The organism is Agathobacter sp. (assembly GCF_977054825.1).
On sequence record NZ_CDRTEH010000002.1, the window covers coordinates 64,020 to 82,819 of the forward strand.

At 42.7% G+C, this 18,800-nt stretch carries 20 protein-coding genes and 1 tRNA gene; 18 read left to right on the forward strand and 3 right to left on the reverse strand.

Annotated elements, in window-relative coordinates; translation table 11 throughout:
* The first annotated feature begins 4 nt into the window (after positions 1-4).
* A complete protein-coding gene (folD, locus tag ACW6PM_RS02435; protein WP_308650323.1) occupies positions 5-844 on the forward strand; it encodes a bifunctional methylenetetrahydrofolate dehydrogenase/methenyltetrahydrofolate cyclohydrolase FolD in 840 nt (279 codons plus the stop codon).
* 36 nt (positions 845-880) lie between these two features.
* Positions 881-2,212, forward strand: a complete 1,332-nt coding sequence (locus ACW6PM_RS02440) for a chitobiase/beta-hexosaminidase C-terminal domain-containing protein (RefSeq protein ID WP_456056115.1) — start codon at positions 881-883, stop codon at positions 2,210-2,212.
* 64 nt (positions 2,213-2,276) lie between these two features.
* Here ACW6PM_RS02440 and ACW6PM_RS02445 read toward each other — a convergent pair whose 3' ends face one another.
* Positions 2,277-3,269 carry a DUF5050 domain-containing protein gene (locus ACW6PM_RS02445; protein WP_456056116.1) on the reverse strand — a complete coding sequence of 331 codons (993 nt, stop codon included), beginning with the start codon at positions 3,267-3,269 and terminating at the stop codon, positions 2,277-2,279.
* Positions 3,270-3,399: 130 nt separating this feature from the next.
* On the opposite strand from ACW6PM_RS02445, the gene ACW6PM_RS02450 reads away from it, so the two are divergent.
* The 4 genes from ACW6PM_RS02450 (at position 3,400) to rplT (ending at position 5,891) form a co-directional block, all read left to right on the forward strand.
* Complete coding sequence (locus tag ACW6PM_RS02450) at positions 3,400-4,530, forward strand: bifunctional chorismate mutase/prephenate dehydratase (RefSeq protein ID WP_456056117.1); 1,131 nt, start codon at positions 3,400-3,402, stop codon at positions 4,528-4,530.
* 259 nt (positions 4,531-4,789) lie between these two features.
* Complete coding sequence (gene infC / locus ACW6PM_RS02455; protein ID WP_012742792.1) at positions 4,790-5,284, forward strand: translation initiation factor IF-3; 495 nt, start codon at positions 4,790-4,792, stop codon at positions 5,282-5,284.
* A 21-nt stretch (positions 5,285-5,305) separates the two neighbouring features.
* Entirely contained in the window at positions 5,306-5,503 is a 198-nt protein-coding gene (gene rpmI, locus ACW6PM_RS02460; protein WP_012742791.1) for a 50S ribosomal protein L35, read from the forward strand.
* 31 nt (positions 5,504-5,534) lie between these two features.
* The gene (gene rplT, locus ACW6PM_RS02465; protein ID WP_012742790.1) at positions 5,535-5,891 is read left to right on the forward strand and encodes a 50S ribosomal protein L20; all 357 of its coding nucleotides are present in this window, start codon (positions 5,535-5,537) and stop codon (positions 5,889-5,891) included.
* Between the two features lie 66 nt (positions 5,892-5,957).
* Here rplT and ACW6PM_RS02470 read toward each other — a convergent pair whose 3' ends face one another.
* Positions 5,958-6,797: an AraC family transcriptional regulator gene (locus ACW6PM_RS02470; RefSeq protein WP_456056118.1), complete on the reverse strand. Its 840-nt coding sequence runs from the start codon at positions 6,795-6,797 to the stop codon at positions 5,958-5,960.
* A 110-nt stretch (positions 6,798-6,907) separates the two neighbouring features.
* On the opposite strand from ACW6PM_RS02470, the gene galE reads away from it, so the two are divergent.
* Entirely contained in the window at positions 6,908-7,924 is a 1,017-nt protein-coding gene (gene galE / locus ACW6PM_RS02475) for a UDP-glucose 4-epimerase GalE (protein ID WP_308650318.1), read from the forward strand.
* Positions 7,925-8,256: 332 nt separating this feature from the next.
* Here galE and ACW6PM_RS02480 read toward each other — a convergent pair.
* Positions 8,257-8,328, reverse strand: a tRNA-Glu gene (locus ACW6PM_RS02480).
* Positions 8,329-8,506: 178 nt separating this feature from the next.
* Between ACW6PM_RS02480 and rimP the strand changes: the two genes are divergently transcribed.
* From rimP to rpsO, 11 genes are all read left to right on the forward strand, one after another.
* Positions 8,507-8,974, forward strand: a complete 468-nt coding sequence (gene rimP, locus ACW6PM_RS02485) for a ribosome maturation factor RimP (protein ID WP_308650317.1) — start codon at positions 8,507-8,509, stop codon at positions 8,972-8,974.
* A gap of 37 nt (positions 8,975-9,011) precedes the next feature.
* Entirely contained in the window at positions 9,012-10,268 is a 1,257-nt protein-coding gene (gene nusA, locus ACW6PM_RS02490; protein ID WP_456056119.1) for a transcription termination factor NusA, read from the forward strand.
* Complete coding sequence (rnpM, locus tag ACW6PM_RS02495; RefSeq protein WP_308668455.1) at positions 10,268-10,540, forward strand: RNase P modulator RnpM; 273 nt, start codon at positions 10,268-10,270, stop codon at positions 10,538-10,540. Before nusA ends, rnpM begins: the two co-directional genes overlap by 1 nt.
* A 10-nt stretch (positions 10,541-10,550) precedes the next feature.
* The gene (locus ACW6PM_RS02500; protein WP_308650374.1) at positions 10,551-10,844 is read left to right on the forward strand and encodes a L7Ae/L30e/S12e/Gadd45 family ribosomal protein; all 294 of its coding nucleotides are present in this window, start codon (positions 10,551-10,553) and stop codon (positions 10,842-10,844) included.
* Between the two features lie 17 nt (positions 10,845-10,861).
* A complete protein-coding gene (gene infB / locus ACW6PM_RS02505; RefSeq protein WP_456056120.1) occupies positions 10,862-13,636 on the forward strand; it encodes a translation initiation factor IF-2 in 2,775 nt (924 codons plus the stop codon).
* Positions 13,637-13,710: 74 nt separating this feature from the next.
* The gene (rbfA, locus tag ACW6PM_RS02510) at positions 13,711-14,076 is read left to right on the forward strand and encodes a 30S ribosome-binding factor RbfA (protein WP_012742782.1); all 366 of its coding nucleotides are present in this window, start codon (positions 13,711-13,713) and stop codon (positions 14,074-14,076) included.
* Positions 14,077-14,091: 15 nt separating this feature from the next.
* Positions 14,092-15,039 carry a DHH family phosphoesterase gene (locus ACW6PM_RS02515; protein ID WP_456056121.1) on the forward strand — a complete coding sequence of 316 codons (948 nt, stop codon included), beginning with the start codon at positions 14,092-14,094 and terminating at the stop codon, positions 15,037-15,039.
* A gap of 18 nt (positions 15,040-15,057) precedes the next feature.
* Positions 15,058-15,957, forward strand: a complete 900-nt coding sequence (gene truB / locus ACW6PM_RS02520; protein WP_456056122.1) for a tRNA pseudouridine(55) synthase TruB — start codon at positions 15,058-15,060, stop codon at positions 15,955-15,957.
* A gap of 17 nt (positions 15,958-15,974) precedes the next feature.
* The gene (locus ACW6PM_RS02525) at positions 15,975-16,904 is read left to right on the forward strand and encodes a bifunctional riboflavin kinase/FAD synthetase (RefSeq protein WP_456056123.1); all 930 of its coding nucleotides are present in this window, start codon (positions 15,975-15,977) and stop codon (positions 16,902-16,904) included.
* A 143-nt stretch (positions 16,905-17,047) separates the two neighbouring features.
* A complete protein-coding gene (locus ACW6PM_RS02530) occupies positions 17,048-18,241 on the forward strand; it encodes a C40 family peptidase (protein WP_456056124.1) in 1,194 nt (397 codons plus the stop codon).
* A 143-nt stretch (positions 18,242-18,384) separates the two neighbouring features.
* The gene (gene rpsO, locus ACW6PM_RS02535) at positions 18,385-18,651 is read left to right on the forward strand and encodes a 30S ribosomal protein S15 (RefSeq protein WP_012742776.1); all 267 of its coding nucleotides are present in this window, start codon (positions 18,385-18,387) and stop codon (positions 18,649-18,651) included.
* Positions 18,652-18,800: the final 149 nt, after the last annotated feature.

The following is an 18,800-nucleotide window of genomic DNA, read 5'->3' on the forward strand; positions in this document are numbered from 1 at the left end:
AAATATGGCTAATCTTATAGACGGAAAATTAATTTCAACGCAGATTAAGGATGAGCTTAAGGAAGAGGTGGCACAGCTTAAGAAAAAAGGCATCGAGGGCTGTCTTGCGGTGATTCAGGTCGGAAATGACCCTGCATCATCTGTGTATGTGCGCAACAAGAAAAAGGCATGTGAGTATGTCGGAATCAAATCGCTTTCATATGAGCTTGCAGAGGAAACTACACAGGAGGAGATATTGGAGCTTATCGAAAAGCTCAATGCCGATGCTTCTGTAAATGGCATTCTCTGTCAGCTTCCGCTGCCAAAGCATATTGATGAGGACAAGGTTATTGATGCTATTGATCCGAAAAAGGATGTCGACGGCTTCAGCCCACAGAGCGTTGGTGCGATGGTTATAGGAAAGCCCGGCTTTTTACCGTGTACTCCGGCCGGTATCATTCAGCTCTTAAAGAGAAGCAATATAGATATTGATGGCAAAAGCTGTGTTGTGGTCGGCAGAAGCAATATAGTCGGTAAGCCTATGTCAATTCTTATGCTTAGGGAGAATGCAACTGTTACGGTATGTCATTCACATACAAAGGACTTAAAAGAGGTGTGCAAAAATGCTGATATCCTCATCGTGGCAATAGGAAAGCCTAAGTTTATAGATGCCTCATATGTGAAGGATGGTGCTGTTGTCATTGACGTAGGAATCCATAGAAATGCTGAAAATAAGCTGTGTGGTGATGTGGATTTTGATTCTGTTATGCCTAAGGCATCACATATCACACCGGTACCTGGCGGTGTAGGACCTATGACAATTGCAATGCTCATGAGCAATTGTGTTGAGGCTATGAAGAGATAATTAGACAATTAGACAATATGTAAGAGGATTAGATGTATGAGATGTGCCAATTGTGGTAATGAATTGAAGGAGGGCAGTCTGTACTGCGATGCCTGCGGGCGTCCGGTGCAGATAGTGCCTGATTACAACGAATTTGATGATTATCTTGATAATCTGGTTGGAAATGACGATAGGAGAACTGATGAACGAAAGACTGTACGGCCGGTATCTGATAAGACAGTCAGGTTTGATGAGCCGGTGAGACAGCAGCTTCAAAGTGCAACTCAGCGGACAAGGCAGAATCAGGATAGATCATCGCAGTCTGAAAGGCAGCAGGCAAGACAGACGCAGACAAAACAGGCGCAGGAGAGACAGGCTCAGCCTAAAATACAGCAGACCCAGACAAAACAGCCGTGTGAGAAGCCACAGTCTGACGGGCAGAAGGCAAAGAGGGCGCAACAGAAGAAGATAATTATTATTTCGGCTGTAGTGTGCGTTATAGCGATTATTATACTTGTTGCAGCTGTTGTGCGTAATGTGGGCAGATCACATGACAATTCATTTGATTATCAGGTGAAGCAGGCTAAGGAGGCTTATGCGGCAGGTGATATAAATTCTGCAGTTTCTTATTATGAGAAGGCTTTGTCAATTGATTCGGACAATACGGATGTCAGATTTGCTCTGGCTGATATATATATGTCCAAGAAGGATTATGATGCCGCTCTTGTGCTGTATCAGGAAATTATTAATACCGATTCAAAGAGCGAGGAGGCATATAAAAAGCTTATCTCAATCTATGAATCCAAGAGGGATTATGATGCGATTGTTGCGCTACGTGACAGTGCTAAGGATGAATCGATTTTAAAGCTTTTTGCGGATTATACAGTATCAGAGCCGAAGCTTAGCAAGAGCAGCGGCAAGTATGGAGAGGCTATTGAGCTAACGATAACTGCGGACAGCGGTACAAAAATATACTATTCATATGATTCCGATAATCCCTTGACTAGAGGAGAGAGATATTATAATCCAATCACTTTGGACAAGGAAGGCACATATGAGATAACGGCTGTTGCGGTTGATGACAGAGGAATCAAGAGCGAGGTGGCATCGGCCAGGTATGAGATTGAGTTTGAGGCACCAAAAGCACCGGAGGTGGATCCGGATGGTGGTACATTTGGTGCTCAGACCGATATCACAATCACAGCACCAGAAAACTGCAAGGTATACTATACCTGGGATTCGTCAGATCCGAGTGCTGCGTCAACAGAGTATACAGCACCAATACCTGTTCCTGAGGGAAACAATGTGCTTTCTGTTATTGCGATAGACCAGAATACCGGAAAGTGCAGTGATATATACAAATCAAGATTTGAATTTTATATGAATTGATAAAAGAAAAAGAACACGCATGATTTGATCATAAATATGCGTGTTCTTTTTATGAAAACATCTGTTATGGCTGTAAAGCTGTTACGGTGTCAGGATTCTGTGTGGATGTATAGTATTCTTTGTTTGAGACAAAATCTGTGAAATACACATACTGTGATGTTACGTTAATGTTGCAAAACTCACCCTTTGCGAGCTCTTTAAAGCCGGAACCATCATTTTTTACAACACACAGAGCCGGATTATCACCACCGCGCTGATAGAATATCAGACTGCCATACACATTGTAATGTTCAATATTTGCTTCCGTTAAAACTACAGGATTTGGATTGTTGATATTGACATGGACAATAGCATTGTCTTGATTTACATCCATGTAGTATACATTTGTGTCATCCAGCACAACCGGCTTGTAGCAGTTGCAGTCGTAGAATAAGGCTTCACTCTGTGAAGCGGTGTCATATCTGTACAGCTGTCCGTTTTCGGGATTATTATAATAAAAATACTGACCTGATGTGTTGCAGGTGAACAGATAGTGGCTTTTTATCTTCTTTTTATCTTCTCCATCTATTCTGATGCGGTATAGAGAGGTTGCGGTTTTGGTATCATAGTGCAGATAATATATGTAGTTGCCTATCAGGGATGCATAGATGCATGGGTCAGGATCCAGCACGGTGGAGCCGTGGCCATTTCTTTTTATGCGGCAGAGGCTGTTCCTGTCATATGAAAAGAAGGTCTGGCTTGTGATTTTCTGATTGTTATTTCTCACGTAATAGACATAATTTTTATCAGCGTTTATGTACATGGCAGTATCGTTGCTCAGCTTATGTATATTGCTGCCGTCAATATTCATGGCATACAGCCTGCCGTGGTCATTTGTATTTGAGAAAAATACTTCACCATCACTTTCACAGAAGAGGCCGGCATTGTAAAGATTACCTGCAGTATTGCCATTTACATAGGATGAATTAAGCTTTACCTTTGTTGCAAAATAATATATCGTTAGTCCTGCGATGCATATTAAAATGAGTGGAATGATTATTTTTATATATTTTTTCATGTGATTCTCCTGCCTTGATTTCGTATACATGTAACTAAATTATATCTGTATACAATAAATCTTTCAAGGTTTACTTGCCTTTCTGCAAATTTTGTAATAATATTTTATTATATTTTTTTAGGAGACAATGATGGAAGATTTAATGAAATTAAGAGAGTCTATCGATGAGATAGACAGTGAAATAGTCAGATTATATAAGGAAAGAATGGAAATCTCAAAGCACGTTGCCGAGTATAAGATAACTACCGGCAAAAAGGTCTTTGATAAGGCAAGAGAGGATGAAAAGCTTGAAAAATTATCGTCTCTTGCAGAGGATGAGTTTTTAAAGCATGGCATAGTCGAGCTCTTTGAGCAGATTATGTCGACCAGCAGAAAGAAGCAGTATCAGCTCATGACTGAGCATGGCATAGTGGAGAAGGAGGACTTTACAGAGGTGGAAAGCCTTGATTTTTCCAATGCAAGGATTGTGTTTCAGGGAGTCGAGGGCGCATACTCACAGCTTGCCATGAAGACATACTTTGGCGAGAACTGCAATGGCTACAATGTGGATACATGGAAGGATGCCATGGAGGATATCAAGTGCGGAAAGGCTGATTATGCGGTGCTTCCTATAGAGAATTCATCAGCCGGTATCGTATCGGAAAACTATGATCTGCTTGTTGAGTACGACAATTACATAGTTGGCGAGCAGATTATCAGAATTGACCACAGTCTGATGGGACTTCCGGGCGCAAAGCTTTCTGATATCAGAACAGTGTACTCGCATCCACAGGCACTTATGCAGTGCTCGGACTTTTTTGATGAGCATAAGGAAATCAATCAGGTAGCTGTCAGGAATACAGCTTTTTCAGCAAAGAAAGTAAAGGATGACGGAGATATAACACAGGCCGGCATAGCGAGCCATATCTCAGCTGATATATATGGTCTTCAGGTGCTGGAGAGCCGCATACAGAACAATAAAAACAATGCAACAAGGTTTATAATTGTGTCGGCTAAAAGGGTATGCCGCAGGGATGCGGACAGGATAAGCATCTGCTTTGAGACTCCTCACAAGAGTGGTGCACTGTATCATATGCTCGCCCACTTTATATACAATGGAATCAATATGTTAAATATCCAGTCGAGACCGATATCCGATAAGGCCTGGGAGTACAGATTCTTTGTTGATTTTGAAGGCCGTTTTACGGATACGGCAGTGCAGAATGCTCTAAGAGGCATAAGGGAAGAGGCAATTGCCCTTAAGATTCTTGGTACATATTAATAAATGGTTCTGAATAGACAATGATTGTAATATTAAATACCGGAAAATACCGGAAATTCAGATAAAAGTGTTGACAACAGGAATTGTCTGTGATATATTCTAGTAGTTGTATGAAAACAAAGTAGAGTATCCACTCTCACCTAAGCGCAATCGCGCGACTTAGTGTTAATATTTTCAAACATTTGTGTTGAAGATTGTATAGTGGATAGTCTGCCTATCCACTATTTTTTTATGGAGGTACAAGACCATTAGCGAATTAATGATTAATGAACAGATCAGAGACAGAGAAGTTCGACTGATTGGAGCGGATGGAGAGCAGTTAGGAATCGTTTCTTCAAGAGAAGCTCAAAAGATTGCAGACGAGGCAGGACTTGATTTAGTAAAGATTGCACCAAATGCGAAGCCACCTGTATGTAAGGTGATCGATTATGGTAAGTATCGTTATGAGCAGGCCCGCAAGGAAAAGGATGCAAAGAAAAAGCAGAAGACCGTTGAATTGAAAGAGATTCGTCTCTCACCTAACATTGAGGCTAACGACTTGAATACCAAGATGAATGCTGCAAAGAAATTCCTTGCAAAAGGAAATAAGGTAAAGATCACACTTAGATTCAGGGGACGTGAGATGGCTCATATGAATGCAAGCAAGCATATCCTTGATGACATAGCTGAGAATCTTTCGGATGTAGCGGTAGTGGAGAAAGCACCAAAGGTTGAAGGAAGAAGCATCGGTATGGTGCTGGCAGAAAAGAGATAACAATTTAAGGAGGAACACACAATGCCAAAAATGAAAACAAGCAGAGCAGCTGCAAAACGTTTCAAAGTTACAGGAACAGGAAAGTTAAAGAGAAATAAAGCCTACAAGAGACATATCTTAACTAAGAAAACAACAAAGACAAAGAGAAATCTCAGAAAAGCAACAATGACAGATGAGACAAATGTTAAGAATATGAAGAAGATTTTACCATACATGTAATCGGTAGTATTAGTTAAGGAGGAATCAACAAATGGCAAGAGTTAAAGGCGGTTTAGGCGCTAAGAAAAGACATAACAGAACATTAAAGTTAGCAAAGGGTTACAGAGGCGCTAGATCTAAGCAGTATAGAGTAGCAAAGCAGTCAGTTATGAGAGCACTTACAAGCTCATACGCTGGACGTAAAGAGAGAAAGAGACAGTTCCGTCAGTTATGGATTGCCCGTATCAACGCAGCAGCTCGTCTCAACGGACTTTCATACAGCCAGTTCATGCACGGCTTAAAGTTAGCAAACGTTGACCTTAACCGTAAGGTATTAGCTGATATGGCTGTTACTGATGCAGCAGGATTTGCTAAATTAGTAGAGGTTGCTAAATCTAAGCTTGCTTAATTTAGCATAAACGAATATATGATAAAAGCTACCGGGCTTCATGTGAAGCTTGGTAGCTTTTTTATGTTATTCCTGAATCTTTTTATATTTACTGCGATACTCCTTCGGCGACAGCCCTTTTATTTTATGAAAGGTTTTTGAAAAATACAGGCTGTTATCAAACCCTATTGAGCCTGCAATTGCTGTGATGGATAATGGGGAGTGCTTAAGCAGATAGCAAGCCTGCTTGATTCTGAAATCGGTCAGATACTCCTTTGGTGATACTCCGAGTATGCGCTGGAAGGAGCGGAACAGGTGGCTTCTGCTTAAGCCTATATATGATGCGATATCCTCAACAGTGATAGGGTATGAATAGTTGGCAGATATGTATTCGATGCCCTTTTGTACATAGGAGTTGGCGCTGTTTTGCGGTGGCTTTGATGTGGCTGCGCTGACAAAGAGGGCGAGGGTAGTGTAGAGTCGCCCGGTCATTTCGAGTGCATTTTCAAATTCTGTGCCTCTGGCGTCGTATATATGCATGAGCTGTCTTTTTATTTCGTTTCCGTTTGATACACTGTGTATGTATGGATGCGCCTTTGTGAAATCCGTTGCTCTTAAAATGGTTGCGGCATCGCTGCCGGTAAAGCCCACCCAGGTATATTCCCAGGGATCTTCCTCATCAGCCTGATAAATCACCTCGGTATTTGGGTATACGAGAAATGCATCGCCCGGGGTTAACGTGTGAACCTTGCCGTTTACAGTGTAGCGGCCCTTACCGCTTATGATATAGTGAATCAGATAATGATCCCTGATACCCGGTCCCCACTGATACAGGCTGTCGCAGCTCTGAAAGCCTACATTATATACGGACAGGGATACAAGCTCTTTTTCTTTTACGATATAGGAATTTTTGTATTTATTGTTCATATTACCCACCTTTACAACATTTTTACATATTTCTTCTACATTTTATTCTATACAAAAATGAGCAAATGCGCTACAATAAATTTAACAAAAATGAAAAGGAGATATTTATTATGGCAATTTTAGTTACTGGTGGAGCCGGATATATCGGAAGCCACACATGCGTGGAGCTTCTTGATGCAGGCTACGATGTGGTAGTACTTGACAATCTTTCAAATTCTTCTGAGAAGTCACTTGACAGAGTTAAGGCTCTTACAGGCAAAGAAGTAAAGTTCTATAAGGGAGATATCCTTGACAGAGACATCTTAAATAAGATTTTTAAGGAAGAAAAGATAGATAGCTGTATTCACTTTGCAGGACTCAAGGCAGTAGGAGAGTCTGTGGCAAAGCCTTGGGAGTACTATAACAACAATATCGCAGGAACACTTACACTTGTTGATGTGATGAGACAGAATGGCTGCAAGAGCATCATTTTCTCTTCATCAGCTACAGTATACGGAGATCCTGCACAGATTCCTATTACAGAGGAGTGCCCGAAGGGACAGTGTACAAACCCATACGGCTGGACAAAGTCTATGCTTGAGCAGATACTTATGGATATTTACAAAGCAGATAATGAATGGAATGTCATCCTGCTTCGCTACTTCAACCCAATCGGAGCTCATCAGAGCGGAACAATGGGTGAGAATCCAAACGGTATTCCAAACAACCTCATGCCTTATATCACACAGGTGGCAGTAGGCAAGCTTAAGGAGCTTGGAGTATTCGGAGATGACTATGATACTCCTGACGGAACAGGTGTGAGAGATTACATACATGTAGTTGACCTTGCGGTTGGACACGTAAAGGCATTAAAGAAAATCGAGGAGAATGCAGGTCTTTGCATCTACAATCTTGGAACCGGACATGGCTACAGCGTGCTTGATATCGTAAAGAATTTCGAGGCTGCAACAGGTGTTAAGATTCCTTATACAATCAAGCCTAGAAGACCTGGCGATATCGCTACATGCTACTGCGACCCATCAAAGGCAAAGAGAGAGCTCGGCTGGGAAGCACAGTATGGTATCAAGGAGATGTGTGCCGACTCATGGAGATGGCAGAAGAACAATCCTAACGGATATGATGACTAATTATCAGAAATATTGGCGCCCGGAGTACGCTCTGTGACGCACAATACCTCGCATGCGCTAACGCTTTGCAGTTAAGATACTGTATGAATTATGCATATAGAGTTTCGCAGAATGACGAAACCGGCTTTTACGCACCGTCCGTGGTGCGTAACGCCTTGCCCCACCGTCCATGGTGGGGCATTTTACATGATATTGATATAAAAATATTAAATGTTTATTTATCACAGCGTGGATAGACGCCGGACGCACCCGCAGCAGTAACAATAAAAAAACATCGCATAAATGCGATGCTTTCGGGTTGGGCTGTATTTAATTAAATAAATATCAGTGAGCAGTCCGTACGGGAATCGAACCCGTGTTTCCGCCGTGAGAGGGCGGCGTCTTAACCGCTTGACCAACGAACCGTGTATTATACTATCATGGAGTTTCAAAAAAAGCAAGTACTTTTTTAAAAAAACTTGATTTTTTTTTCTGATAGTGCTATTATACTTATGATAACAACGTTGACTAGATTGAGAGAGGGCAAAAGTCCTCTCTCAATTCACGTTTATAAACATCAATAATCAAAAGAGAGGTGATAAAATGTCAAAGGCAAGTGTATATGAGACAAAGACAGAGAGTTTTATAAAACCAATTCTTGACAGCATGAATTTTGAGCTTGTTGATGTCGAGTATGTTAAGGAAGGTGGCATGAACTACCTGAGAGCATATATCGATAAAGAGGGTGGCATAACTGTTGATGACTGTGAAGTGGTTGCAAGGCAGATGAATGAGATTCTCGACAGAGAGGATTATATTCCTGATTCGTACACCTTCGAGGTCAGCTCGCCGGGGCTTGGAAGACCTCTCAAGAAGGAAAAGGACTATGTGCGCAATATGAATAAGGAAATAGAGATTCGCACATACAGGGCTATCAACAAGTCCAAGGAATTTTACGGTCTGCTGACAGCTTATGATAAGGATACAGTGACAATAACCGATGAAGACGGCAATGAGACTACATTCAATAAGAGTGACATTGCGCTTATACGTCAGGCATTGGATTTTTAATTAAAGCGCACGATAACACAAATAGGAGGAAAAAATAATGAGCAATGAGTTATTAGAAGCGTTAAATATATTAGAGCAGGAGAAAAACATCAGTAAAGAAACTTTACTTGAGGCAATTGAGAACTCTCTTGTGACTGCCTGCAAGAACCATTTTGGTAAATCAGACAACGTAAAGGTAGAAATCGATCCTGAGACATGTGCTTTCTCATGCTACCAGGAGAAGACAGTTGTGGATGCGGTTGAGGATCCTGTTGAGGAGATTTCCTTAGCAGATGCGCACAAGGTAAACGGTAACTACCAGCTTGGAGATATCGTGAGAGTTGAGGTGAAGTCAAAGGAATTCGGACGTATCGCCACACAGAATGCAAAGAACGTTATCCTTCAGAAAATCCGCGAGGAGGAGAGAAAGGTAATATTTGACGAGTACAACAGCAAGGAAAAGGATGTTGTGACAGGTGTTGTTCAAAGATACATCGGAAAGAATGTCAGCATCAACTTAGGCAAGGCTGATGCACTGCTGACTGAGAGTGAGCAGATAAAAGGCGAGGTATTCAAGCCTACAGAGCGTATCAAGGTATATATCCTTGAGGTCAAGTCAACATCAAAGGGACCAAAGATTCTTGTTTCAAGAACACATCCTGAGCTTGTGAAGAGACTTTTCGAGTCAGAGGTTACAGAGGTTAAAGAGGGTATAGTTGAGATAAAGGCTATATCACGTGAGGCCGGAAGCAGAACAAAGATTGCCGTATGGTCAAATGATCCAAACGTAGATCCTGTAGGAGCATGTGTAGGTATGAATGGTGCCAGAGTCAATGCTATCGTAAATGAGCTCCGCGGTGAGAAAATCGATATCATCACATGGGATGAGAATCCTGCAATACTTATCCAGAACGCGCTTAGCCCTGCAAAGGTTATTTCTGTTATCGCAGATGCAGATGAGAAATCAGCAAAGGTTGTTGTTCCGGATTATCAGCTTTCACTTGCAATCGGTAAGGAAGGTCAGAATGCAAGACTTGCAGCAAGACTTACAGGCTTCAAGATTGATATCAAGAGCGAGACACAGGCCAGAGAGTCAGGAGACTTCATGGATTATGAGAATGACTATGAAGAGGATGATTATGATGACGATTATGATTATTCAGATGAGGAGCTTGCAGAGAACGAAAGCTTAGTAGATGCAGATGCTGATGAAAACGAAGCAGCAGATGTAGAAAATGCTGCAGCAGCCGAGGATACGGATGCTTTAGATTTCGAAGAGACAGATGATACAGCAGATAGTGGTGATGAGCAGTAATGGCAAATAAAAAGATTCCAATGCGTAAATGCGTAGGCTGTCAGGAGATGAAGGAAAAGAAGTCGCTTATCCGCGTGGTAAAGACTGCGGAGGGAGACATAATTCTCGATGACACCGGCAAGAAAAATGGCAGGGGTGCTTATATATGTAAGAGTCTTGAATGCTTTAAAAAGGCAAAAAAGACAAAGGCACTTGAGCGTTCCCTTGGTGTTTGTGTATCAGAACAGGTATATGAGGAGCTTGAAAAGGAGATGAACCAAATTGACAGATAGAGTGCTTTCAATGCTGGGATTAGCAGCAAAGTCAGGCAATGTGGTTAGCGGAGAGTTTTCAACAGAGAAGGCAGTAAAGACAGGAAAGGCATATTTAGTAATAGTTGCAGATGATTCGTCAGACAATACCAAGAAGCATTTTTCGGATATGACTGCTTTCTATGAGGTTCCGATTTATTTTTATAGTGACAAGGTGGGGTTAGGGAATGCAATAGGCAAAGAGTTTCGAGCTTCCCTTGCGGTAACGGATGAAAACCTTGCAAATGCAGTGATAAAAAAGCTGCAGTCGAATAAAACTGAATAGTGGAGGAAAATAGATATATGGCAAAAATGAGAGTTCATGAACTTGCAAAAGAATTAAATATAAAGTCGCAGGACGTCATAGACACATTAAACGGCACACAGTTTGCTGTCAAAAATGTGCAGAGCGGTCTTGAGGACGAGGCACAGAAAATTGTGCGAAAGAAGTACACAAAAACAGAAGTAAAAAAAGAGACACCTAAGAAGGAAGAGCCTAAAAAGGATGAGGCAAAGGCAGCCGACAGACCAAAGAAAAAGGCAAGCATCACAGCAGTTTTCAATGCCCAGTACAGTAAGCAGGGAAGAAAACCAAATGGTGGAAACGGCAGCGGAAATAATGGAAATAACGGTTCACAGCGCAGGAATGGCAATGGCAGACGCGATAATCAGTCATCACGTCCTGAGCAGCACAGTATTATCAAGCCAAGACCTGTCGGAGAGAGAGCTATGCGCCCTATAAGTGAGCGTACAGCGGATCCGTATGCAGATATGAAGACAGCCAATTCGCGTCCGGCACGTCAGGCTGACGCTGATAGAAGAGGCGACAGACGTCAGGACAATGGTGAAAGAACCAACAACAGAAATACTGACAGAAATGCCGAAAGAAGCAGAAATACGGACAGAAACAGCGATAGAAGACCAAACAATCGCGATAATAACCGTGATAACAGCAGAGACAACAATAGGGACAACAACAGAGGCTTCAGAAATGACGCAAGACGTCCTGCTGAAGGTGGCAGAAGCTTTGACAGAAATAATGACAGAAGCAGAAGCAATGACAGAAATAACGAGAGAGCAGGCGGCAGAAGCGATGACAGAAACCGTTTCAGAAAAGAAACCGTTGCAGTGGCAGCTCCTGATGATGTAAGAGGCAAGGAGAGCAGAGACAGAGGCAACGACAGAAAGAATAAGCATAATCACAATCAGAGCCAAAAGCAGGATAAGCTTGGAAAGAAGCAGGAGAATTACATCAATCTCGAGAAGCACGGTGGCAAGAAAAAGCCACAGCAGCCTAAGGCACAGCCAAAAGAGGATGAGAACGAGATTAAGACAATTTCTCTTCCGGAGAAGATTACAATCAGGGATTTAGCTGACAAGATGAAGGTGCAGCCTTCTGCCATCGTAAAGAAGCTTTTCATGAAGGGCGAGATGGTAACAGTTAACTCTGAGGTTGATTTTGCGGCAGCTGAGGAAATTGCGTTAGAGTTTAATTTCATCTGTGAGGAAGAGGAGAAGGTCGATGTGATTGCAGAGCTTCTCAAGGAGGATGAAGAGGATGAGAGCAAGATGGTTCCTCGTCCACCTGTAGTCTGCGTAATGGGTCACGTAGATCATGGTAAGACATCACTGCTTGATGCCATCAGACAGACACGTGTTACAGACCGTGAGGCAGGTGGTATCACACAGCACATCGGTGCATCTGTTGTATCAATCAATGACCAGAACATCACATTCCTTGATACACCGGGACATGAGGCATTTACAGCAATGCGTATGCGTGGTGCAAACTCTACAGATATCGCAATCCTTGTTGTTGCTGCAGATGATGGTGTAATGCCACAGACTGTTGAGGCTATCAACCATGCAAAGGCAGCCGGTGTAGAGATTATCGTTGCTGTCAACAAGATAGATAAGCCAAGTGCCAATATCGACAAGGTTAAGCAGGAGCTCTCAGAGTATGAGCTTATCCCTGAGGATTGGGGCGGAAGCACAATATTCTGTCCTGTATCTGCACATACTAAGGAGGGTATCGACAATCTCCTTGAGATGATTCTTCTTACAGCAGAGGTGCTTGAGCTCAAGGCTAATCCTGACAGAAACGCAAGAGGTCTTGTAATCGAGGCACAGCTTGACAAGGGTCGTGGTGCGGTTGCCACAGTGCTTGTACAAAAAGGAACACTCCATGTCGGAGATCCTATCGCATGTGGAAGCAGCTATGGTAAGGTAAGAGCCATGATTGATGATAAGGGACGCAGAGTAAAGGAGGCTAAGCCTTCTACACCGGTAGAGATACTTGGACTTAACAGTGTTCCTTCAGCAGGAGAGACATTTGTGGCATGTGATTCAGAGAAGGAGGCAAAGGCATTCTCTGACACATATATTTCAGAGGAGAAGAATAAGCTCATCGAGGATACAAAGGCAAAGATGTCACTTGATGATCTGTTCTCACAGATTCAGTCAGGCAACATGAAGGAGCTTGATATCATCGTAAAGGCAGATGTGCAGGGTTCAGTTGAGGCTGTTAAGCAGAGTCTTGTCAAGCTTTCAAATGAGGAGGTTGTGGTCAAGGTTATCCACGGTGGTGTTGGTGCCATCAACGAGTCGGATGTTATCCTTGCATCAGCATCAAATGCAATCATCATCGGCTTTAATGTCAGACCAGACCCTGTTGCCAAGGCTACAGCAGACCGTGAGGGCGTAGATATCAGACTTTACAAGGTCATCTACAATGCAATCGAGGACGTATCCGCTGCCATGAAGGGTATGCTTGATCCTGTATTTGAGGAGAAGGTTATCGGACATGCGGAAATCAGACAGATTTTCAAGGCTTCAGGCGTTGGAAATATTGCAGGTTCATATGTGCTTGACGGATTTATGGAGAGAGGCTGCCGTGTCAGAATAAGCAGAGAGGGTGAGCAGATATTCGAGGGAGACCTTGCTTCACTCAAGAGATTCAAGGATGATGTCAAGGAGGTCAAGACAGGCTACGAGTGTGGTCTTGTATTTGACGGATTTAATGATATTCAGGAATTTGATATCGTTGAAGCCTACAAGATGGTAGAGGTTCCAAGATAATCGTATATTGGTTATCTTGAATTAATGCAGCTATTCGGATAGCTGTGGTTTAATATAAAAGAAAGCGGGATTATATGAGAAAGAACAGCATAAAAAATATTCGTATCAACGAAGAGGTAATGCGTGAACTGTCAAATATCATACGCGGTGAGATAAAGGATCCGCGTATCAATCCCATGACAAGTGTTGTTGCTGTAGAGGTGGCACCTGATTTAAAGACCGCAAAGGCTTATATCAGTGTGCTTGGTGACAAGAAATCACAGGCTGATACACTTGCAGGACTTAAGTCAGCGGAGGGATATATACGCAGAACTCTCGCAAAAAACATCAATTTAAGAAATACACCTGCCATTACATTTATCATAGACCAGTCTATAGAGTATGGTGTTGAGATGTCTAAAAAGATTGATGAAGTAACAAAAAATCTCAAAGAGGATTAACAAAGAGGATTGATTATGACAGAGATTGATTCTATTTTAAAGGATGCACAATCAGTTGCCGTTTCCGGTCATGTGAGACCGGACGGTGACTGTGTCGGCTCTACGCTTGCGGTATACAATTACATAAAGGATTATTATCCAAATATAAATGCAAAGCTTTATTTGGAGCCAAGTCCGAACATCTTTAAGTTTATGCAAAGAGCAGATGAGATTGACAGCAGCTATGCGGATGATACAGTATACGATCTGTTCATAGCATGTGACTGCAGTGACACAGGCAGACTGGGAAGTGCAGCTAAGTATTTTGAGTCTGCAAAAAGGACGCTTTGCATAGATCATCATGTCACAAACGGGGCTTTTGCAGACGCAAATTACATTTTTCCGGATGCGAGCTCAACCTGTGAGCTTGTGTTTGAGCTTCTGCCGAAGGAGCGCATCACAATACAGATAGCAGAGTGTATTTACACAGGCATGGTGCATGATACAGGCGTGTTCCAGTATTCATGCACTTCAAAGAAGACTATGGATATAGCAGGCTCCCTGATGGAGATGGGCATTGATTATTCAAGAATAATCGATGATACATTTTATACAAAGACATTCGCTCAGAACAAGATTATGGGGCAGGCACTCTTGAATGCCGCTCTGTATCAGGATGGTGATGTGATACTGTCTGCCATATCGCGTGCTGAGATGGAAAAGTACGAGGTGCTTCCGAAGCATCTTGACGGTATTGTAAACCAGCTGCGTGTGACAAAGGATATAAAGGTTGCGGTATTTCTCTACGAAAATGAGGATGGTACCTACAAGGGCAGTCTGCGCGTAAACGGTGATTATGATGTGGCAAAGGTTGCGTCGGTATTTGGTGGCGGCGGACATGTAAAGGCCGCGGGATTTACGATCGAAGGACCGCTTGATGTGGCAACAGAGCGCATTCTTACAGCAATTAAGGACAATATTTAGGGAGAGATTCTTAGGCAGATGGTTAACGGAATAATCAATGTATACAAGGAAAAGGGCTATACAAGCTTTGACGTTGTGGCAAAGCTTAGAGGCATATTCCACCAGAAAAAGATTGGTCATACAGGTACACTTGATCCGGATGCACAGGGAGTCCTCCCTGTCTGCCTTGGAAAGGCAACCAGAGTGTGTGACCTTTTGACAGATAAGGACAAGGTCTATAAAGCTGTGCTGCTTTTGGGACAGGAGACAGATACACAGGATATTTCAGGACAAATCTTAAATCAGGCTAAGGTCAATGTGACTGAGCAGGAAGTGTATGATGTAATATCACAGTTTGTTGGCAGGCAAAAGCAGGTGCCGCCTATGTACTCGGCTTTAAAGGTCAATGGGAAAAAACTCTATGAGCTTGCCAGAGAGGGCAAGGTGATTGAGAGAAAAGCCAGGGATATTGAGGTGTTTGACATCAAGGTTGAAAGCATTGATTTGCCTGAGGTTACGATGACGGTGCACTGTTCAAAGGGCACATATATCAGGACACTGTGTAATGACATCGGAGAGAGACTTGGCTGTCATGGCTGCATGAAGTCACTGCTTAGAGTAAGGGTAGCGGGCTTTGACTTGGAGCATTCACTGACACTTTCACAGCTTCAGTCTAAGGTGGATGAAGGCTGCCTTGATATGGTTATGCCTGTTGACGGAGTGTTTGAAAATCTGCCTGCAGTACATGCTGTGGCAGAGGCCGATAAGCTTGTCAGAAATGGAAATAAAATTCCGGCAGTGCTTACGGATTATTTAAAACACGGTGCTGACTCTGATATAAGATACAGAGTATACAATCATGAGGGCATATTTGTCGGCGTGTATTCGTATCTTGATGAGACCGGTGAGTTTAAGCCGGTAAAGATTTTTATGGAATAGAATAGTATACAGATATTATGGAATATATAAGCAAAACTCTGGATTTTCATGTTAAGGAGCCGTCCGTCATCTCGTTTGGAAAGTTTGACGGGCTTCACAGAGGACATGAATTTCTGATGGAAAAGCAAATTGAACAGAGCAATCTGCATGGCTACAAGCGCATCATATTTACGTTTGATATTCCTCCGAAATCGGAGGTGCTTGGCATTGAGTCAAAGGTTATAATCACAAACGATGAAAAAGAGTATGTGTTTGAAAAATCAGGTATTGACTATCTGATAGAGTGTCCGTTTGTGCCACAGGTGATGACGATGGAGGCAGATGCGTTTGTCAGATGGGTAGTTAAAAGTCTTAATGTCAAGTGTATCATTGTCGGAGATGATTTCCGTTTCGGGCACAACAGGGCAGGAGACCACAGGCTGCTTTCTGCGATGGCAGGAGAGCTTGGATATGAGCTTATTGTGGTGGACAAGATAAAGGACGGAGACAGGGATATAAGCAGTACTTATATCCGTGAGGAGATTGCGGCAGGACATATTAAGAAGGCAAATGAGCTGCTGGGCTATCCATTTTTCATAAAAGGAAGGGTAGTGCATGGCAGAGCGTTGGGCAGGACTATTGGCATTCCGACAGTCAATCTTACGGTGCCGCACGATAAGCTGCTCCCACCAAAGGGAGTGTATATGTCGAGAGTTCTTGTCAGGGACAACTGGTACCTTGGCGTAACCAATATAGGCTGCAAGCCTACTATAGAGGGCAAAAATCCAATCGGTGCAGAGACATATATCATAGATTTTGGGCAGGATGTTTATGGACAGGATATCATGGTAGAGCTTCATAAGTTCGTAAGAGCTGAAATGAAGTTTGATTCGATAGAAGCGTTAAAGAGCCAGATGAGTGCAGATATCAATTATACAATCAATTATGCGGGCAGTCACACGTTTTAGTGTGGCTGTTTTTTTACTAAATTGCCCAAAATAACGAAAAAATGACAAATATTACGGAAATATTACGGAAAAATATTGACATTTTAACAATTTGTGCTATACTCGTAACCATGGGATTATGGATAGCATGAATTGGAGGCTATATGAAAAATAAATTAAAATTAGGACAGGCAGCAGGCGTTGTAGCGTTTGCTATTATTATAGGTGCGGTATCTATGAGCTCAAGCAGCACAGTAGATGCCAGAGCAGTATTAAAGGAAAACAGAACAGTCAATGCGGGGGTGGCGCTTGATATGACAGAGGTCGCAGATGCCACGGAGCTTCTCACAGCAGGAGCAACATCTGCGCTCACATACTACGGAGCTGAGCTTACTGTTGCGCAAAATGACAGCAATGTTGTAACAGCATCTGCACAGGGCACACCGCAGACAGACGATGCCTCACAGGAGTCTGAGCAGGCAGATGAGGCAGCTCAGACACCGACAGCCGCACAGACCTGTGGTTATACAAATCTTGGTATGTCAGTTATAAGCAACGGAAACTTAAATATCAGACAGGAGGCATCTACAGACAGCGAAGTAGTTGGAATCCTTACCAATCACAATGCCTGTGAGCTTTTAGAGGATGCCGGAGACTGGTACAAGGTCACATCGGGCAAGGTGACAGGATATGTAAGCAAGCAGTATCTTGTAACAGGAGCTGAGGCAGAGGCTATTGCGCAACAGGAGATTAAGACGGTTGCCACAGTAAATACGGAAACACTGAATGTACGTGCCGATAAGTCAACAGAGGCTGCAGTGCTTTCGCAGGTTGGAAACTCAGAGGCATTCACGGTTAATTCTATCGCTGACGGCTGGGTTGAGATAAGTGTGGATGATTCGGTAGGATATATATCACAGGATTATGTGACAGTGGCACAGGCACTTCCTACTGCCAAGACAATTGAGCAGGTGAAGTATGGTGACGGTGTATCAGATGTAAGGGCATCCGTTGTGTCATATGCATTACAGTTTGTAGGAAACAGATATGTGTGGGGTGGTACAAGCCTTGAGAAGGGAGTTGACTGCTCAGGCTTTACAATGAGAATTCTTGGAAAGTATGGAATCTCATTACCGCATTCATCAAAAGCACAGCCTTCATACGGCACAAAAATCAGTGCATCTGAAGCCAAGCCGGGAGATTTATTCTTCTACGGAAGCGGAAGGAGTATCTCGCATGTTGCAATTTATATCGGAAACGGACAGATTGTCCATGCCAGCAACAAGCGTGATGGAATCAAGGTTTCAAACGCATTTTACAGAAATCCGATTTGTGCCGCAAGATATTTGCCGGATTAATAAAAAAACAGTTTACAACAAATGCTTACTATGCTATACTGCATAAGTATGGTTTTGCCCATGTTCGGTAGTTGGACACTCCGACCTATTGCTGAGCATCATACAGTTATCAGGGCGCATTATAATATTAAGGAGGATCAACAATGATCGCAAAGGAAAAGAAACAGGCTATTATCGCAGAGTACGGTAGAACACCAAATGACACAGGTTCACCAGAGGTTCAGATTGCAATTCTTTCAGCAAGAATCGCAGAGTTAACTGAGCATTTCAAGCAGAACCCAAAGGATCATCACTCAAGAAGAGGAATGTTAAAGATGATCGGTCAGAGACGTGGATTACTTGCATACCTTAAGGAGATTGATATCGAGAGATATCGTTCACTTATCGAGCGTTTAGGACTCAGAAAATAGTATTTTCTTTAGAGCGGAGTAATTATTATTCCGCTCTATTATTGTTTTTATTATTGTTTTTGAAAAGCAGAAGTAAGCCGAGACCACTAAAGAGTGCATGAGAGTACATGTATTGTTTAGTAGTTTCGGAAGAGGAATACACTTCTGCA